Below are 19,380 nucleotides of genomic sequence, written 5' to 3' on the forward strand. Positions count from 1 at the left end.
TGCCTTGACTAATTTCAAATAATTAATTATGAAAAAAACTACGCATTTTTTAATGTTAGCTGTAGGAATCTTGTTTTCTACGGTAATTATGGCTCAAAGTACTATATCTGGTACTATTTTAGAAGCAGGTACAACCATGTCTTTGCCTGGAGCAAATGTTGTTGAGAAAGGAACAACCAATGGTGTTGTTACAGATTTTGATGGTAATTTTTCTTTAACCACACAATCTAGCTCAGGAGAAATTGTAATTACCTATGTAGGTTATACATCTAAAACTATTTCTTTTTCAGGAGATAAAGCTATGGGTAATATTGAACTTGAATCTAGCCAAGTTGGTTTAGAAGAAATTCAAATTATTGCATCTGTGGCTGTAGATCGAAAAACTCCAGTTGCAGTTTCTACTATTAAAGCAGCAGACATCTCTTTAAAGTTAAGTACACAAGAATTTCCTGAAATATTAAAAGCAACTCCAGGTGTTTATGCAACTAGAGCTGGTGGAGGTTATGGTGACGGTAGAGTTTCTTTGAGAGGTTTTAGTTCTGAAAATGTAGCTGTAATGATTAACGGAGTTCCTGTTAATGATATGGAAAACGGACGTGTTTATTGGTCTAACTGGGCAGGATTAGGAGATGTTACTTCTTCAATGCAAGTACAAAGAGGTTTGGGTGCTTCAAAAGTAGCAGTACCTTCTATAGGTGGTACAATAAATATTTTAACCAAAAGTACTGATGCAGAAGAAGGTGGTAACTTTTTTACTGGGATTGCAAATGATGGCTACTTAAAATATGGAATGACATATTCTACTGGATTATCAGATAAAGGTTTTGCAGCTACGGTTAGTGCTTCAAAAATTTTCGGAGATGGATATATAGATGGGGGTGAATTTTCAGGTTACAATTACTTTATAAGTTTAGCACAGCAAATAAATGAAAGTCACAGATTAACATTTACTGCATTTGGAGCACAACAAACTCATGGTCAACGTTTCAATCGTTCTACAATTTCTGAATTGTTAGATACAGATTCTGGACCACAAAAGGCTAATAAAGATTGGGGTTATAAAAATGGAGAGGTGTATCATCAATCTTATAATTTTTATCATAAACCTCAAATTTCATTAAATCATTTATGGAATATTAATGATAGTTCAGTTTTATCAACAGCTTTATATGCGTCATTTGGTTCTGGAGGTGGACGTCGAGATGAAGGTTCTAAAATTGGTTCTGATGATTATAGAACAGGAAGTTCAGGATTACAACCTATAGATTTTGATAGAATTGTAGCGGAAAATATTGCAAATGGCGCTGCTGGTTCTACAGATATAATTTCTGCTTCAAGAAACTCACATGAATGGTATGGTATATTATCTACTTATAAAAACAGAATTAATGATAAGTTAACTATTTCAGGAGGTTTAGATGCGCGTTCTTATATTGGACATCACTGGTATGAAGTAGAAGATTTATTAGGTGGACAATTTTTCTTAGATAATGAGAGTGATACTTTTGCTTTTGGTAAGCCTTTAAGAGTTGGAGATCGTTATAATAAAGATTATGATGGTATTGTTTTAAGATCAGGTATTTTTGGTCAGGCAGAGTATCAAGTTAATGAGTCTTTAAATTTATTTATGGCTGCAGATATTTCTAATACCAATTATAAAAAAGAGGAATTTATGAACTCTGATATTCCTCTTAATGATAGGAAATCAGACGATGTTAACTTTTTTGGATTTGGAGTTAAAGGTGGTGGTAACTATAACCTAGATATTAATAATAATGTATTTGTTAATGTTGGGTATTTTTCTAAAGCACCATTTTTAGACGGTGTTGCGTTTCAGGATGATGATTTATTAGATGTTAATGAAGAGGCTGAAAACGAAAAAGTATTTAGTGTAGAATTAGGTTATGGATATAGAAGTGAAAAATTTTCTGCCAATGTTAATCTTTATCGTACTAGTTGGTTAGATAAAGGGATAAATGGATCTTTACCAGGCGCAAATCCTGGAGATGAAAGGGTTTTATATAACTTACTTGGTATGGATGCTTTGCACCAAGGAGTAGAAATTGATTTTAGATATAAATTTTCAGATAAATTATCTTTTACAGGGATGGCTTCTTTAGGAGATTGGCAATGGAAAAGCAATGTGTCTGCTATAGTAAGAACTCAGGATGGCACACCTGTAGGAGAAGTTGATGTATTTGCAAAAGATTTAAAAGTTGGTGACGCTGCACAAACCACGTTTGCTTTAGGAGCAAATTATAAATTTGCTAAAAAATCAAATCTTTATGTAGATTATAACTATGCAGGAGATATGTTTGCTTCTTATCAAGTTACAAATAGAGGTACAGAAGGTCTTCCAGATACATGGGAGGTTCCTGAATATGGCTTATTTGATGCAGGTATAAGCCATGTATTTAATATAGGTTCATTTGAAGCTGTATTAAATGGTAAAATTAATAATGTGTTTAATACAGAATATGTGTCAGATGCAAATGATGTAGATGGAACTGCAGGAACTGCTTTAGTGTATTTTGGAGCAGGTAGAACCTATAGTGTAGGATTAAAAGTAAATTTTTAAAAAAAGAGCAATGAAAAAAATATTTTATTTATATACAGTTTTATTAGGAACAATCATTATTGGTTGTAATCCTCTAGAAGATATTTATGATGACGCTAATGCTAATAATCCAGGTGTTGTTGAAGAAGTTGAATTAACACTTAGTGATGATGACTATGATGAATTAGATTTATCATTTGGCAGTTTTAGTTCAGAAGATGATGCTAAATCAATGTTACCAGATTATTTATCTGAATTATATCCATATTTAAGTAATGGGTCGTCTGTAACTGTGGATTTTAGATTATATATTGGTAATGCATTTTGGTTAAGAGATTATAGCTTAAAGCAAGAAGATTATGCTTTAAGTGGAAGTGATTTATTAGGTTTTCAATCTGATGCAACACCAGAAGATTATATTGCTGATATTCTTAGTAATAATTATAGTTCTCCTAAAGAAGGCGATTATGTTGCTGCTTCATATTTTCAATTTACAGGAAGTGCATATACCGTTACTCCAACTGTTTCTCTTGAAGAAAATTTTGATTATGGAGCTGCAGCAGGAGACTTAACAACTATCTCGGGGGGAAGTTGGACAAATCACTCAGGAGCTTCTAACCAATTAATGTTTGCAACTACAAGTTTATCTATGGCAGATTATCCTAGTACTAATTTAGGAGGCGCTTTAGCTATATCTAGTTCAGGTTCTGAAGATGTTAATACTTCGCTTACATCAATAATATCTACTGGAACAGTTTACGCGAGTGCTTTAATAAATTTAAGTGAAGTTGGTGATGGAACTTATTTTTTCCATTTAATGGAAGAAGATGGTAGTTTCAGTTATTCTGCAAGAGTTGGAGCTAAAAGTGATGGGTCTGGAAATATTTTATTTGGTATAGGGGCAAGCTCAAGTTCATTATCATATGGTGCTACTCCTTTTGCCTTAAATACAACTTACTTAATAGTTTCAACTTATGATACGGCTACAGGCACATCAAATTTATATGTTTTAACTGCACCAGAAGCTACAGAACCTACAACACCAGAAGCAACAAACACAGGTGTTGCTGGTAACACAGCAAATAGAATCGGAATTCGTCAAGGTGGTGGTGGACCAACTGCTCTAATAGATGGTATTCGTGTAGCAAATACATGGTCGGCAATTATGACCAATGATGTATTAGAAGATGAGATAGTTGGAAATAAAACCTCTAATAAAGTAATTTATACTTTTACAGAGGACGTATGGGAAATAGCTACTGATGGGGTTTACTTAGTAAATGATGAAGATTTTGCCTCTATGGGTATTGAAACTTTTGGAAGTTCAACGCAACCAGATAATTATTTACCAACATTTTTAAATATTAAATTTCCATATGCATTAGAAGGTGAAGCATTAAATGTAATTTATGGTTATGTATCTAGCTCAAGTGGAGCACAGACAAGAGGTAATTTATACACAAAAATAGAAGGAGAATGGGTTGCTTATGAATCAACAATTGACTCAAAACTTCAGTTTGGTTTAGAATCAGGGGTTTGGGTACCAGATAATACTATTAGGTATACTTTTACATCAGATGATTATACTTTGGTTGGAGAAACTTTACTAAACGTATCTGGTTTTGAAAATGCTGCTGGAAATTTATCAAATTTTGGAAACTTTAATAGAACAGGAGGTAATTCTGGCTGGACAGATGATCAGATGATTACTGGTATTGGAGTTGTACTAGATAGTTTAGACCCTAGTGCTGCTGAAGGCCAAAAATATATCGTTTCTGTAGATATTTATAACGGAAGTAGTGGGGTTGAGAATTTCAGTCTTATTAAAACTGGTGGTGAGTGGGTTGTTAATGAATAATTTACAATTCTATTAAACAATAGAAAAGACCGTCTTTAAGACGGTCTTTTTATTTATATATATTGTAATTATTTATTTTAAACTAAATAATAATTCAGTTCTAGGTTAAACTAATTTTTAGTAAGTAGACTAAATTTATAAATCTTAAAAAAATATAATACCTATTTGATTATGTTGTACCATATTCTTAGTAGTAGTTGAATACTTTTTGAATGTTAAGCTTTAATTTACTTTTATTCTGTTTAATTAATTAAAAAAGCCCATTTGTTACAAATGGGCTTTTTTATATTTTAGCAGTATTAACATACTAGAAATAGTTTTATCCTTTTACTAGTTTAAGAGTGGTATTATTACGTTTGTTTTTTGAATTCACTTTAACTATATATAAGCCAGCTGGTTCATCTTGTATATCCATTTCTACCTTTCCGTTTTCAACGTTGTATGTTTTTTTAGAAATTAACTGTGATTGTATAGAGTATAATTCAATAGTTACTACTTTTTCGGTTTGGGGAACTGAAAAGATAAAACTACCATTGCTTGGGTTTGGGTATACTTTTACTCTAAGATTTTCAGTATTTAAATTATCAATACCAAGTAAACTGCCAGCTATAATTTCAAAACTATCAACAGTCCAACGAGTAGGCTCGTTGTTTGAATAGTATTTAAATGCAAAATAAACAGAACCTGTAATTTCGCTAATATCTATATCGGTAAAAGTGTATACTTCTTCGGTTCCAGAACCATCAGAATGTAAAGGAATTGTAACATTTGGTACTGCTGTCCATATAAAATTTTCAGGAGTATCAGTTTTATCATAATCTGATGAATACACCAATTCTAATGTAGATGTCCCGTAAGCGGCATCAGTATAAAAACTCAATTTTTCTCCAGAACTTGTATCAAAATCAATTGGACTAGATGTGATTAGCCAGTCTTTACTTAAAGTTACCTGTTGGTAGCCATTAATACCAATAGAACCTGAATTATTCTCTCCATATTGTGGGCTACACGCCCAATCTTTAGTACTGCTTTCGCTATATGTAATGAAATTTAAATCACCGCAGTTTTCAAAATTTTCTGAAAATAAAACTATTGGCCCTTGTAAGGTTGTAGTATTCAAAATCTCACTGGCAGCAGACAAGTTAGAAGAATTGTCTCTAGCTCTTATAGTAATTTGATATGTCGTGTTTGCGGTTAAATTTTCAATTAAAGTAGAAGTTGATGATGTCGACTGTAAATACACGCCATCTAAATAAATTAAATAATCAATGACATTAACATTATCTGTAGAAGGATCCCAGCTAATTTCAATTTCATCATCTTTAATAGTTGTTGCTATTAAGTTTTGAGGAATACTTGGAGCTTCTGTATCTGAATTATCATTTAAATCCCAACGATCTTCAGCTATTAAACCTCCCCAAATAAGTGTAGCTAAATAAGGATTATCAATAAAAGGATTTCTATTACCTTGAATTCCTTCTGCAACAGGGTTATGTTGGTCTTCAAAACCTGAGACAGGGTCTTCAGCATTCCATTTTAAAAATAAATCTATCATATTTATGTCTGCAGATAGTATATTTCCATAACCTATGTCTTTTGGTAAACATTGTGTTTCAGAAGTCTTAGATCCATCACCATTGTACCGTAAATACATGTACATAATAGCACGTGCAACATCTCCTTTCCATTCATCACCAGGATACCAACCTCCATTGCCTGCTATAATTTTAGAATCCCCATTTCCATCTGCAAACTTACGATTACTACGTAGAGAGTTCCATTCTGAATCAGCTGGTCTTAAATTGTGTACATCTGTTCCTGGACCTGGATCATCAGTTACTAAAACAGGGTTTGCTAGAGACTTGGCGAAAATATGTTCTCTATTCCATTTACCTGGAACACCTCCTCCAGTGTCAGTCTCAGATTTTAATCTTGTTCTATCAGTTTTATAATCACCATCTGTATCATCAAAACCATAAATCAATAATACATTAGAAGGATTATTTGGGTCTTCTTCCGCTTGCTTTAAAACATCCCAAGTATCAGTGGCTGAAGATGTGTAAGGAATTGATATATGAGTCGATTTTACTCTAGTTGATAATTCTATGAATAAATCTTCACCTGTATTTGTCAAATCGAGACCATTATAATAAGATTGAATTTGACCAAAAGAAGATATAGTACATAAAAAAGTGAATGTATAAATAAATAGGTTTTTCATGAAATGAATCTTTAGTTAATTAGACTTTGTAGTTGTTACAAATTTATTGTTTATATCTTAAAATCAATTGAATATTTAAATTATTTATGTCTTTTAACGTAATATTAATCTTTGTTTATGTATTGTTTTCTTTGAAATAGTAATAAACTAAAAAAATATATAAGAATAAATTTGCTAATAGTTAATCAATTTAAAAACCGCTTCAAACGAAGCGGTTTTTTTATACTTTTAATTATTACATTTGTTATTCTAATTAAAAAAAGGTTATTCATGTACGAAATCATATTATCAATTCATTCATACTGGGCATATTTGGTGCTTTTTATTTTAATTGTAGCTGTTGCAAATGCTTTAATTAAAACTTTAGGAGATAAAGAATACGAAGCAAAAGATTTCAGAATATCATTGTTCACTTTAATAGTATCTCATATTCAATTATTAATAGGTTTGATACTATATTTTGTCTCACCTCGATTTGAATTATGGAGTGAGCTAGGAGGTGGCGTTATGAGTAATTCTATTGCAAGATTATACCTTGTTGAACATCCGTTTGTTAATATTATTGCAGTAGCATTAATAACGATTGGATATTCTAAACATAAAAAGAAACTAACGTCTAAAGCAAAATTAAAAACCATAGCTGTTTTTTATACAATTGCTTTAGTATTGTTGTTATCTAGAATTCCTTGGAGTACTTGGATGTAGATAATACTCTTAATTAGTTTGAGCACTAGAAGCTTCCTTTATTATATAAGTATAAACAGGAAAATGGTCGCTAAAACCATTGTCAAATCCACCGTTAGACCAACTTCTGTGAGGATAGCCTTTGTATTTTCCTGTATTAGTTATTAGGTAGTTTTTATTGAAGATACCTGCTTTATAATACCTAAAAGACGTGTAATCTTTTTTAAGTAGCGGTTGTGTTACCATAATTTGGTCAAATAAGCTCCATGAATCTCTATAAGCAGTTGTTCCTATACTATTTTTATAGAATGTTTCAAAAGGATTATAAATGCCTTTTAAAGGCACTTTTCTTCTATCTTTTTTAGCCTTTAAAATAGTTTTGACACTTTTGTTTGTGGGGTTATCGTTTAAATCGCCCATAATAAAAACTTTGGCATATGGATTTATGGATTGTAATGAATCGACTATGTGTTTACTAACTTTAGCAGCAGCAACACGTTTTGCTCTACTTCGTACTTCACCGCCACGACGCGATGGCCAATGGTTAACAATAACATGAATAAGCTCGTCATCTAAATTACCACTAACTAATAATTGATCGCGTGTATAAATACGTTTTCCTGTTGTGTCATCATAAATTTTAAGTTCATGTTTACTGGTTGTTAAAGGTGTGAATATCTTTTTCTGGTATAAAAGTGCTACGTCAATACCTCTAGCATCAGGAGAATCATAATGAACAATGCCATAATTTTTTACTAATAATAAAGAATCGTTTACTAAGTCATTTAAAACTTCTTTATTCTCAATTTCTGAAACTCCAATTATTGCAGGAGCATTCTGTGTTATATCTAAGCCTATTTCAGAAATAACACGTGCCATGTTTTTTATTTTCTTTTTGTAAATCTCACTTCTATCTGTTTTAAGTTCCATCATTGGGCTGTACTCATCAAATTTATTTGGGTCGTTTATGGTGTCAAATAAGTTTTCTAAATTATAGAATGCTATAGTGTGGATTTTGAATCTTTTTTCTTGTGCATTTATGCTAATAATTACACATAAAAAGATAAGGAAAACATATGGTTTAATACAATTCATATTAATAAGATATTGCTTTGTTTGTAGTCTCTATAATACAAAATTTATTTCAAAAATATTTATTTAATATAAATTTCTTACCTTTGTAGTTGTTTTTAAAACAATTTGTGTTTTAATTTAGTATGAATAAATTTTTGTTCTTTTTGTTTTTTTGGCAGTTTACAACTATTGCTAGTTCACAGCAAACCTTAATAAAAGGGAGCGTTATTGATGGCGATTCTTTTCAGCCTATCTCAAATGTTACAATTACTATTGAAGCTACTAAACAAATACAAGTGACCAATGAATTAGGTGCGTTTCAGTTTATTGAAAATGTACCTTTGGGAGAACAAGTTCTGAAAATTTCTAAGCTAGGATACCTTACAAAACGATATCCAATTATTGTAAACGAAGGTGAAATAGTCAATATTACTGATATGACTTTAGATCTTGACACGTCTTCTCAAGATGTGTTTACTATTACGTTATCTGATGATGAATTAGATGGAGACGAAAGTGGTTACGGTAATATTTCTGGTTTGCTTTCATCATCTTTAGATGTTTTTCAGCGTACTGCTGCCTTCGAGTTTAGCTCCTCTTTTTTCAGGGTTCGAGGTTTAGATTCAGATAATAGTTCCGTTTTAATTAATGGAATTGAAATGAACAAAATTTATAATGGTCGACCACAGTGGAGTAATTGGGGCGGTATGAATGATGTTTTGCGAAATCAAGAACTAACCACGGGGTTAACGCCATCAAACTATAATTTTGGAGGGCTTTTAGGAACTATTAATATGAATACAAGAGCTTCTCAAATGAAATCAGGAGGTCGTATTACCTATTCGTCTTCAAACAGAAGTTATTCAAACAGGCTTATGGCAACTTATGCCTCGGGTCTTTTAAAAAGTGGTTGGGCGTACACGCTGTCTTTAGGTCGACGTTGGGGAAACGAAGGTTATCAAGACGCAACAATTTATGATTCTAATTCTTTTTTCGCTTCCGCGGAAAAGAAATTCAATGATAAACACAGTTTAAGTTTTACGGGAATTTATGCACCTAACAAACGCGGGAAATCATCAGCCAATACACAAGAAGTTTACGATTTAAAAGGCATAAAGTATAATGAATATTGGGGCTATCAAGATGGTGAAATACGAAATTCACGTATTAAAGAAGTCATCGAGCCTATTGTGATGCTAAATCATTATTGGAACATCAACACAAAATCCTCATTAAATACAAACATCGGTTATCAATTCGGGAAATTTGGAAATAGTCGATTGGCTTATGGTGGCGCAAATTTAGTAACCACAAACGATGGGCATGATACTTTTGAAAGTGGTGGTACAAATCCAAGCCCAAGTTATTACCAAAAACTACCAAGTTATTTTGAACGCAATTTTCCAAACGATTTAGGTTTTGCATACCAAGCACAACAAGAATTTTTAAATAACGGACAACTTAATTGGGAACAATTATATGAAGCCAATGTAATTAATACATCCTTAGGAAGAAATGCCACATACATGTTGTATGAAGATAGAGTAGATGATAAACAACTATCAATAAATACGGTTTATAAAAATGATATTAATGAGCATCTTTTATTCAATGCTGCGTTGAATTATAAAACTTTAAAATCTGAAAATTATGCAGAGGTTTTAGATTTACTAGGAGGTACAGGCTTTTTAAATGTCGATAGTTTCGATGGTATTCAGTACGATTTACAAAACTCCAATGCTATTGCGCAAGTAGGCGATACCTATGGTTACAATTACAATATGTTTGCTAGTGTTTTTTCGGGCTATGTACAAGCACAATTTAAATATAATAAAGTTGATTTTTATGCTTCGGCTAATGTTGCAAATACACAATATCAAAGAGAAGGTTTGTTTCAAAATGAATCGTTTGCAAATAATTCTTTAGGTAAAGGCGAAAGTTTATCTTTTTTGGGAATGGGTTTGAAAGCAGGAGCAACCTATAAAATATCAGGAAAGCATATTATAGATATAAATGCAGGATATATTACCAAAGGACCTTCCATTAGAAATAGTTATTCAAATTCTAGATCGAATCACAACATCGTGCCCAATATTACTGAAGAGAAAGTCATGTCTTTTGATGCGAGTTATATTTATCGGTCTGATATTGTAAAAGCAAAATTAACAGGATTTTATACAACATTGAAAGACGCTAACGAAATTTCATTTTTCTTTGCCGATGGTATTGGAAATGTTATTGCAGAGTCGGGAACACAGCAATCTGGAAATGATGACACTGAATTTATTCAAGAAATTTTACAGGGCATTGATAAAAACCATTTAGGTACCGAATTAGGTGTTGAAGCACAAGTTACAACTACAATTAAATTAAAAGGTGCGGTGGCCTACGGACAATATACCTATGCTAATAACCCCGATTTATATCTGTCTTCAGATAGATTTGAGAATGTGTATTTGGGGAAGTCATATTTAAAAGATTATAAGTTGGCGGTTGGTCCACATCAAGCCTATTCTGTTGGATTCGAGTATCGCGATCCTGATTATTGGTGGTTTGGAGCTACAGCTAATTTTTTTGATAAAACATATATAGATATTAGTCCGTTAACCCGAACCTATAATTTTTATACCGATGTTGATGGACAACCGTTTATAGATTATGATGAAACTATTGCTAAAGACCTTTTAAAACAAGAAGCCTTTGATAATTATATGTCTGTAAACTTAACAGGAGGAAAATCATGGCTTGTTGGTGATTATTATATTGGGCTTTTCGCAAGTGTGAATAATTTGTTAGATGAAGTGTATAAAACAGGTGGTTTCGAACAAGGCAGGAATGCTAACTACAGACAATTAAGAGACGATAAAGCGCTTGATAAACCTGTATTCGGATCTAAATATTGGTACGGTCGTGGGGCAACCTATTTCCTTAATTTGAATGTAAGATTTTAAAAAGATAAGAGCATGAATAAACTATATATTCTTTTAAGTGTTTTAATGATGGCATCTTGTGTAAATGATGACGATTATAAAATTCCAACACCCAATGAATCAGAAAATATAAGCATTCCAGATAATAAATTAACCACGTTTAGAGCTATACATCAAAGGTTTGAGCAAGCAATAAATAACGGTGATTTAATAGCACGAATTTATGATGATGAAGATATTTATATTGAAGGTTACGTAGTTTCAAGTGATGCCGCAGGTAACTTTTTTGAAGAATTGATTATTCAAAATAAAATAGATGATAGTAGTACAGATGCCGACCAAAGATTAGGACTTAAAGTCGATATTAATGTGAGTAGCTTGTCTGATACTTATGAGTTTGGAAGAAAAGTATATATCAAATTAGCAGGTTTAACCATTGGTGAAACAAACGGAGTCATAACCATAGGAAAAGGCGATGCCGTTAAAGTGAAGCAAATTCAACCAGCTGAATATCGCGATATTGTTATAAGAACAAATGAGGTAGCAACTATAGTTCCGAAAATAGTAAGTCCCGAAAATTTAACCGATGCCGATTTAAACACCTTAATACGGCTAGATAATATGCAATTAAATAGGTTTGAGTTAGGTGCTTCTTATGCCAGTGAATCTATTGATGAATATGATGGCTTGCGTACTCTAGAAAGTTGCGATTCTGGAGTTTCTATACTTATGCAAACTAGTACATTTTCAGATTTTAAATCGGTTATTGTACCACAAGGAAAAGGAAGTGTTACAGGAATATTTAGTAGAGATTTTGGAGATGATTTTAATGTGGTTATTGTAAATAGTGCTACAGATGTAAATCTTGATAGTAGCGAACGGTGTGATCCTATGGAATTAAATTGCGGATTAGCCTCTAGCATAGGAAGTAGTAATTTATTTTATGAAGATTTCGAATCTCAAAAAAACAATAAGCCTATAGTAATTGATGGTTGGACAAATTATATAGAAGCAGGAACGGAAGCATGGGAAGGATTCTCTTCTACAAGTTCTAATGCGTCTTTAGGAAGGTCGGCAAGATTTCAATCGGCTAGTTCTGGTGATGCTAGTAACATAGGTTGGTTAATTACGCCAGCCATTAATTTAGATACTTATAACAGTGTTACGCTTCGTTTTAAAACTTCAAATAGTTTAGCCGATAGTAGCTTTTTGGAAGTCTTGTATTCGTTAGATTGGGATGGTACCGAAGAAAATATTACATCTGCAACTTGGGGTGTGCTTTCTGATGCCTATGTGGTTAAAGATTCCGATTCGTTTGTGCCATGGTTTAATTCTGGAACGGTTGATTTATCTTGTGCTATGGGAACTATGTATGTAGCCTTTAAATTTACTGGTAGCGGTCAAGATACTTTTGATGGTATTTATGAGTTGGATGAAGTGAGTGTTGATTATGTGGAATGATAATAAGCTTTATAAATTTTAATAGTATTTTCGCTTGAAATATTTTAAATGAACGCATTCGACATATTATTTTACAATATCTTTTCATATTTCAAACCTAAATACAAGCAAAAAGCTAATACTATTGCTATACTATATGTGTCTGTTGTACAATGCGCATTGTTATTGCTTTTAGGTCTTTTCTTTGCAGGTTTTTTTAGTCAAATGCATGTGAGTACCATGTCTCAGGAAAAAGCGTGGATTATATTTGTTTTGGTTTCAGGCTTTGTATGCTTTAAAAACTGGCTAGTATATACAGGTAAACGCCGCATGATGATTAATGCAAAAATGAATAAAAAGAAGTCTAACTCTTATAATATTTGGTTATTATTCTTGCTACCTATTCTTGTATTAGGGTTGGCTTATGTGCTTTCTATGGCTGTTTAAAAATGAATCTTAAACCCGTTGTCATGTCGACGTAAGGAGACATCACATAATAAGGGTTATATGCCAGATGCGATGTCTCCTAGCGTCGACATGACAAAAACAGTATTGTCGGTTTTATTAATAAATTACTTCTTAAAAACAGCATACACAGGAAAATGATCGCTATAACCTCCTTTATATTTTTTTCCAACGTAAGTTCTAAAAGGCGTGCCTTTAAATTTTCCTTTAAAAAGTTTTAGAAAATCTTCATCAAAAATATTTGCAGTACTGTATTCAAATAAATTATCAGAGCTTTTAAAAAAATTAGTAGAAATTATTATTTGATCGAATAAGTTCCATTGGCGGTTGTAGTTTGTGGTCCCTCGGTTATAAGAACGTAAAGTTTCCATAGGGTTAAACAAATCAAAGCCTTCTACCAAGCGTTTAATACTGTTGCTTGAAGGGTCATCGTTAAAATCGCCTATTACTACAATTTTAGCGTTTTCATCTTCAAAGCGTATGTTAGAAATAATTTCTCCTGCTTTATCAGAAGAAGCAATACGTTTAAATTCTGTTTCCTTTTCGCCTTCACGTCTAGACGACCAATGATTAACAAGTACGTGTATTTTCTCGCCATCTAATAAACCTGTAACAAGTAGGATGTCTCTGGTGTAATCAGGCGATCCATCTTCATCAGTTAATTCAATAGTAAAAGGTTCAGACGTTAATACTTCAAAAGCATTTTTATCGTATAACAGTGCTACGTCAATACCACGTTCGTCTAACGAATCGTAATGTACATAGCCATAATTACAATCTTCAAGATGTTTTGAGCTTATTAAATCTTCAATAACTTTAGCATTTTCAACTTCAGCTAGTCCAATAAGTGCAGGGTGTTTACCAGTTTCTTTTTTTCCAATATTAGAAATAGCAAAACTTAATTTTCTAAGTTTATTATCATAACGTTTTGGTGTCCACTTTTTTACAGAAGTAGGCAGGAAGTCGTTGTCATTAGTATGCTTATCATCATAAATGTCAAATAAATTTTCAATATTATAAAAAGCAATAGTTTGTAAATCGGGTCTTACTGGAATGTCTTCAAAAGTTTCTGTCATAGATCAAAAATAGGTTTAAAAATATTAAAAATATAATTTTCTTAAATTCTATATTTTAGATTTCCGCTTTAACGAGAATAACAATTTTTAAGGAAACCTTGATGTTTTATATCTTGGAGTCCTTTTTCAAATAAAACGCTCACAATTATGTAACTTTGCATATTACTTATTTATATGATAGAAGAGAAAGATTTATCTTTAGAACGCGCTGTTTTAATAGGTGTTATAACTAAAGAACAAAATGAAGAAAAGTCTAAAGAATATTTAGATGAGTTGGAGTTTTTAACATTCACTGCGGGTGGGTATGCTATTAAACGCTTTACTCAAAAAATGGACATGCCTAATTCTAAAACGTTTATAGGTACCGGTAAAATGGAAGATGTTCGCGTGTTTATTGAGGAAAATGATATTGGAACCGCTATTTTTGATGATGAATTATCGGCTGCACAAGAACGAAATATTAGTAAAATTCTTAATGTTAAGGTTTTAGATAGAACCAATTTAATCCTTGATATTTTTGCACAACGTGCGCAAACAAGTTACGCAAGAACCCAAGTAGAATTGGCGCAATGTGAATATTTGTTACCTAGATTACGTGGTATGTGGACACACCTTGAACGCCAAAAAGGGGGAATTGGAATGCGTGGTCCTGGTGAAACTGAAATTGAGACTGATAGACGTATTGTACGCGATAAAATTGCTTTACTAAAAAAGCGAATAAAAACCATTGATAAACAAATGTCTGTGCAACGTGGTAATCGCGGTAAAATGGTGCGTGTAGCATTAGTTGGATATACTAACGTTGGGAAGTCTACTTTAATGAATGTAATAAGTAAAAGTGAAGTTTTTGCCGAAAACAAATTGTTTGCAACTTTAGATACTACCGTTAGAAAAGTGGTGATACAAAACTTGCCATTTTTATTAACTGATACAGTTGGATTTATAAGAAAGCTACCAACACAATTGGTAGATAGTTTTAAAAGTACACTTGATGAAGTTAGAGAAGCCGACTTATTATTACATGTAGTTGATATTTCGCATCCTAATTTTGAAGAGCATATTGCGTCTGTTGAGAAAATTTTAGGTGAAATAAAAAGTGGTGATAAACCAACCATTATGGTTTTCAATAAAATTGATGCATATCAGCAAGAGCATATTGATGAGGATGATTTAGAAACTGAACGAACCGAAAGACATAACTCGTTAGAGGAATGGAAAAGTACGTGGATGAGTAAAGTAGGTAATAATGCCTTGTTTATTTCGGCATTAAATAAGCAAAATTTAGAAGACTTTAAAAAGCGTGTTTACGATGAGGTTCGTGAAATTCATGTTACACGTTTTCCTTATAATAAATTCTTGTATCCTGATTATGATGTAAATGAGATGCAATAAATTTTATCTAAATTTAAGTTCCCAAGAAAGACCAACATCAAAAATCCAGAAATAAGATCCTGGGTCGAAACTAATTTCTTGATGTACGATGCCTGTGCGTATGCCCCAAGCATTTTTATTATTTTTGGTACTAAAAAAGTAGCCTAAGTTTACTTTTTGAGATTTAAGATTTATAATAGAATTTTCGTTGCCTTCAAATTCAAATCGGTAAATTTCTGGAGAAAACCCCATACCTGCTTCTACACTAAAAAAGTTATCGGCATTACTTCTGTATTTTCTAAAAGTAAGTGTTCCCGACATACTAGCTCCAGAATCGCCAGGTGTAACATAACCTCTAAAAGACCAATAATTATTGCCTGTATACCAACCCACAGAACCTGTGTAAATATTTGTAGTTTCACTATATTTTAAAGATCGAAATCCTAATGAAGCCTCGAAACTTTTAGGTAATGATTTATATATTTCGGCACCATATCTAATATCTGGAAACAGAAAAGAATTAGATACACCAAAATTTAAGTAAGCATAAATGCCTTCTGCAATTCTTGGGTATGCATCAACTTCAAATTGTACTCCGTTAGAAGCAAATCGACGACTAAAATTTACTTTAGCATGTACGGATCCATATTTAGTTTGTCTTACATATTTAAAGAAATAATATTGCATAGGATCGAATACATCAGAATATAGTTCTAAGGAATTTCTAATACCCACTATATTGTGTCTAAGAGTGTTGGATAAAGTGGTTTTGTAGCTTAATGCTTTTTCGTTTTTTGGGTTGTTTTTTAATAATTTTTCAATAGTTTGTAATGCCTCTTCAGGTTTGTTTGAAGCTTCTTCTGCACTAGCTTTTAAGTACAGTAATTCTGGACTTTCAGGAAAATGTTCTAAGCCAGTATTTGCCAATTTTAATGCGCTAAATGGTGCTTCACTGTATAATTCATTTTTAATTACTGCTTCCCATGTGTCTAATCTTTTTGGGTCATTTTTTAAAACATAGCTAAAGGCTTCTTTTGCTTTTTTATAGTTACCATCCCAAGAATAAGTGCTTCCTAAAAAAGAACGAATATCGTTGTAATTTGGGTATTTGGTTAAAATAGATAGTAAGGTGTCTTGCGCTTGTTTTCGGTTATTATTAAATGCTAGCTCTCTTGCTAATTTAAAGGAAGTATCTGGGTTGCCATTATATACTTTTTGTTGTCCGTAAAAACAAAAACTAATAAGCATTAATATTATAGCGATGTATTTTTTCATAATAGTAACCTTTTATTTTAAGGTAGATTTAAAGATTTTGTAATCACTATTACTAGGGTGTTTGCTAGTAATACTATCCATTAATTTAATAGCTTTTTTTGCTTTTTGCATTCTAACATAAGCTTTAGCCATTTTAAGACTAAGCTCAGGTTCTGTTATTTTGTTTTTAAGAGCTTGTTTGTATATCGCTTCCGATTTTTCATCTTGACTAGACCACCAGTATAAATCTAAAAGTGCCATATAGCTATCATAATAGAAAGGCGATCTTTTAATAACGTTTAATAATTCGGTTTCCGATTTTTCGTAATCACCATCCCAAGCATAAGTTCTCCCTTTTAGAGTTCTAGCATCTGAATGATTAGGGAGTTCGTTTAAAATATAATCACAAAGTAGTCTACACTCTTTACGTTTTTTGTTAAAAGCTTTTTCTCTTGCTAGTTGAAAAGTTTGATCAAAATTTAACCCTTCAGCCATAGTATTAATCATAGCTAATTGCTTTTCTGAAAAATCAATACTAGGTTTAACATATATATTTAATGAATCGGGGAAAATTTTATTTCGTTGAGTAACATAGGCATTCATTTTTTTAAAGGACATTAAAGAATCTGCTATTTCTTTAGAAAGCGCTTCTTCATGAACTTTGTAGGTACCAAAGTTTTCATTTATTTTATATAATTCACCATCAGACAAGAGATAGTCTTTGTATATATAATCGTTAATACTCCCTTTGTAACGCATTAACGGTATTTTGTGAACGTTTCTAAATTGTTTGGCAGTATCTAAACCTTCGCTCATCCAAGCGGTTTCTTGAAGATTATTAAGTTTATAGTTTTTTATTAAAAAAGACAATAAACTAGGTGTTACATCCCAATGTGATGAAACCGATTTAAATATTTCTGCTTGCTTTAAAAGTGGGCTATAAATGTATAATGGCACATGAAATCTGCACAATTTATCTTTTTGTGAAATAGGAATAAGCCTGTGATCTCCTGTAATAATAAAAATAGTATTATTGAAGTCCTCACGCTTTTCGTAAGCAGTCATAAAGCCTTTTATAGAAGCATCTGTGTAATATAAACTTGTATAAATGTCTTTATTATCTAATACGTCTTCTTTTGAAATTTTAAGATTTCTATTGGCATTTAAAATACTATCAACTTTAAGTTCGTAAAGTTCTTTGTTAGGAAAATTAAAAGGTTCGTGATTAGAAAGCGTCATGATAACATCTAATCTTGGTTTTTCTGTATTATCTAATGATGCTAAAGTTTTTCTGAATATTTCGGAATCTGGGTAGCCCCAAGAAAACCCACCAGAGTTAGCTTGTGTTTTAGTGTATTCAGGACCGTATTTGTTTTCGTCTATAATATTATCAATGTCATTATATTCAAAGAAGTTTATTTTTTTATCAAAACTAGATTGGTCTCCAGAATAAAATGAAGTTGAATATCCGTTAGCTTTTAAAATACTTACTAATGAAATATGAGATGGTGTTTTAGGTAATTCTAAAAAACCTGATTCACCAAATGGTAAAGAGCCCAACAATGATGGCACAACACCAAATGTCCTTCCTGTAGTACTTACAAAATTATTCCAGTACAACGATTTTGAAACTAAACCATCTAAATAAGGTGTAAAGCCACTATAACTTCCGTTATTCATAAATTCGCTTCCCAAACCTTCAACTATTATAACAACAATATTTGGCTTTTTTTCTTTGGTATTAAAAAAAGGAGATAAAACATCTTTAGAATTACTAAAAGGCTTTAGTAAAGGGTAGTCATTTCTATCTGTTTTATATGCATTTAATTTGTTTTTTTCATTTTGAAATTTATAAATGTCATAGGTTAAAAAAACTATTTTGTTTTGATAATTAACATCAGATATATTTGTTAGTACTAATTTTAAACTCCCAAATAGTAAGAAAACGATAACACCTGCACCAATTAAGATGCGTTCGTTTGAATATTTTGTTATTAAATAGAATAATAAGAAGAATAGAAGCGGAAAGGCTATATAGGGAATAAAATAAGTAATCGAAAATGATTCTGACGCTGAAACTGTATTAAAAATATCATCAAAGGAGTATCCTAAAAGATCTGCTCCTAAGTTTAGTAATGTGGTTAAGCTATACTTTACTAATGAAAATTGAATAATTACTAAAAGAACAAAAAGTACTTTAACTATAGTAAAAACGTATTTTTTTAGAAATAAATTACATAAGTATGAAATGGGAAATAGTAATAATCCAATGATTATACCACACCAAAAGTCGTTTATAAACTTAAATATAACGGCTAATAAAAAACTAGTGTGATTTGATTTAGTCATAATAAGCTCAAACAAGCTCATAAACCAAAATGTACCAATTAATGCCATGGTTAGATTGATATATTTATAAATATCTTTATTTAAGAAACGATACGGCATGA

Annotated in this window: 12 protein-coding genes; 7 read left to right on the forward strand and 5 right to left on the reverse strand. The window is 31.7% G+C overall.

Going from position 1 to position 19,380, the window contains the following annotated elements; translation table 11 throughout:
- The first annotated feature begins 28 nt into the window (after positions 1-28).
- Together ACH5TX_RS14215 and ACH5TX_RS14220 are read left to right on the forward strand one after the other, a co-directional pair.
- Positions 29-2,578, forward strand: coding sequence for a TonB-dependent receptor (locus ACH5TX_RS14215; protein WP_439340161.1), 2,550 nt, complete (start codon positions 29-31; stop codon positions 2,576-2,578).
- Positions 2,579-2,588: 10 nt separating this feature from the next.
- Positions 2,589-4,415, forward strand: a complete 1,827-nt coding sequence (locus ACH5TX_RS14220; protein ID WP_439340162.1) for a hypothetical protein — start codon at positions 2,589-2,591, stop codon at positions 4,413-4,415.
- A gap of 319 nt (positions 4,416-4,734) precedes the next feature.
- Here the strand turns inward: ACH5TX_RS14220 and ACH5TX_RS14225 are convergent, their stop codons facing one another.
- Complete coding sequence (locus ACH5TX_RS14225; protein ID WP_439340163.1) at positions 4,735-6,636, reverse strand: endonuclease; 1,902 nt, start codon at positions 6,634-6,636, stop codon at positions 4,735-4,737.
- Positions 6,637-6,906: 270 nt separating this feature from the next.
- Between ACH5TX_RS14225 and ACH5TX_RS14230 the strand changes: the two genes are divergently transcribed.
- A complete protein-coding gene (locus ACH5TX_RS14230; RefSeq protein WP_439340164.1) occupies positions 6,907-7,341 on the forward strand; it encodes a hypothetical protein in 435 nt (144 codons plus the stop codon).
- Between the two features lie 9 nt (positions 7,342-7,350).
- Here ACH5TX_RS14230 and ACH5TX_RS14235 read toward each other — a convergent pair whose 3' ends face one another.
- The gene (locus ACH5TX_RS14235; RefSeq protein WP_439340165.1) at positions 7,351-8,415 is read right to left on the reverse strand and encodes an endonuclease/exonuclease/phosphatase family protein; all 1,065 of its coding nucleotides are present in this window, start codon (positions 8,413-8,415) and stop codon (positions 7,351-7,353) included.
- Between the two features lie 122 nt (positions 8,416-8,537).
- On the opposite strand from ACH5TX_RS14235, the gene ACH5TX_RS14240 reads away from it, so the two are divergent.
- From ACH5TX_RS14240 to ACH5TX_RS14250, 3 genes are read left to right on the forward strand one after another with little or no spacing between them, the layout of a single operon-like run.
- Complete coding sequence (locus ACH5TX_RS14240; RefSeq protein WP_439340166.1) at positions 8,538-11,345, forward strand: carboxypeptidase-like regulatory domain-containing protein; 2,808 nt, start codon at positions 8,538-8,540, stop codon at positions 11,343-11,345.
- Positions 11,346-11,357: 12 nt separating this feature from the next.
- Complete coding sequence (locus ACH5TX_RS14245; protein ID WP_439340167.1) at positions 11,358-12,785, forward strand: DUF5689 domain-containing protein; 1,428 nt, start codon at positions 11,358-11,360, stop codon at positions 12,783-12,785.
- 48 nt (positions 12,786-12,833) lie between these two features.
- Entirely contained in the window at positions 12,834-13,211 is a 378-nt protein-coding gene (locus ACH5TX_RS14250) for a hypothetical protein (protein ID WP_439340168.1), read from the forward strand.
- Positions 13,212-13,336: 125 nt separating this feature from the next.
- Here ACH5TX_RS14250 and ACH5TX_RS14255 read toward each other — a convergent pair whose 3' ends face one another.
- Positions 13,337-14,305: an endonuclease/exonuclease/phosphatase family protein gene (locus ACH5TX_RS14255; RefSeq protein WP_439340169.1), complete on the reverse strand. Its 969-nt coding sequence runs from the start codon at positions 14,303-14,305 to the stop codon at positions 13,337-13,339.
- A 174-nt stretch (positions 14,306-14,479) separates the two neighbouring features.
- Here ACH5TX_RS14255 and hflX point away from each other — a divergent pair, with 174 nt between their 5' ends.
- Complete coding sequence (hflX, locus tag ACH5TX_RS14260) at positions 14,480-15,697, forward strand: GTPase HflX (RefSeq protein ID WP_439336536.1); 1,218 nt, start codon at positions 14,480-14,482, stop codon at positions 15,695-15,697.
- Between the two features lie 3 nt (positions 15,698-15,700).
- Here the strand turns inward: hflX and ACH5TX_RS14265 are convergent, their stop codons facing one another.
- Complete coding sequence (locus tag ACH5TX_RS14265; RefSeq protein WP_439340170.1) at positions 15,701-16,951, reverse strand: YaiO family outer membrane beta-barrel protein; 1,251 nt, start codon at positions 16,949-16,951, stop codon at positions 15,701-15,703.
- Positions 16,952-16,963: 12 nt separating this feature from the next.
- Positions 16,964-19,378, reverse strand: coding sequence for a sulfatase-like hydrolase/transferase (locus ACH5TX_RS14270; RefSeq protein ID WP_439340171.1), 2,415 nt, complete (start codon positions 19,376-19,378; stop codon positions 16,964-16,966).
- Positions 19,379-19,380: the final 2 nt, after the last annotated feature.

Source organism: Thalassobellus citreus, assembly GCF_044385915.1.
Lineage (GTDB): Bacteria > Bacteroidota > Bacteroidia > Flavobacteriales > Flavobacteriaceae > Thalassobellus > Thalassobellus citreus.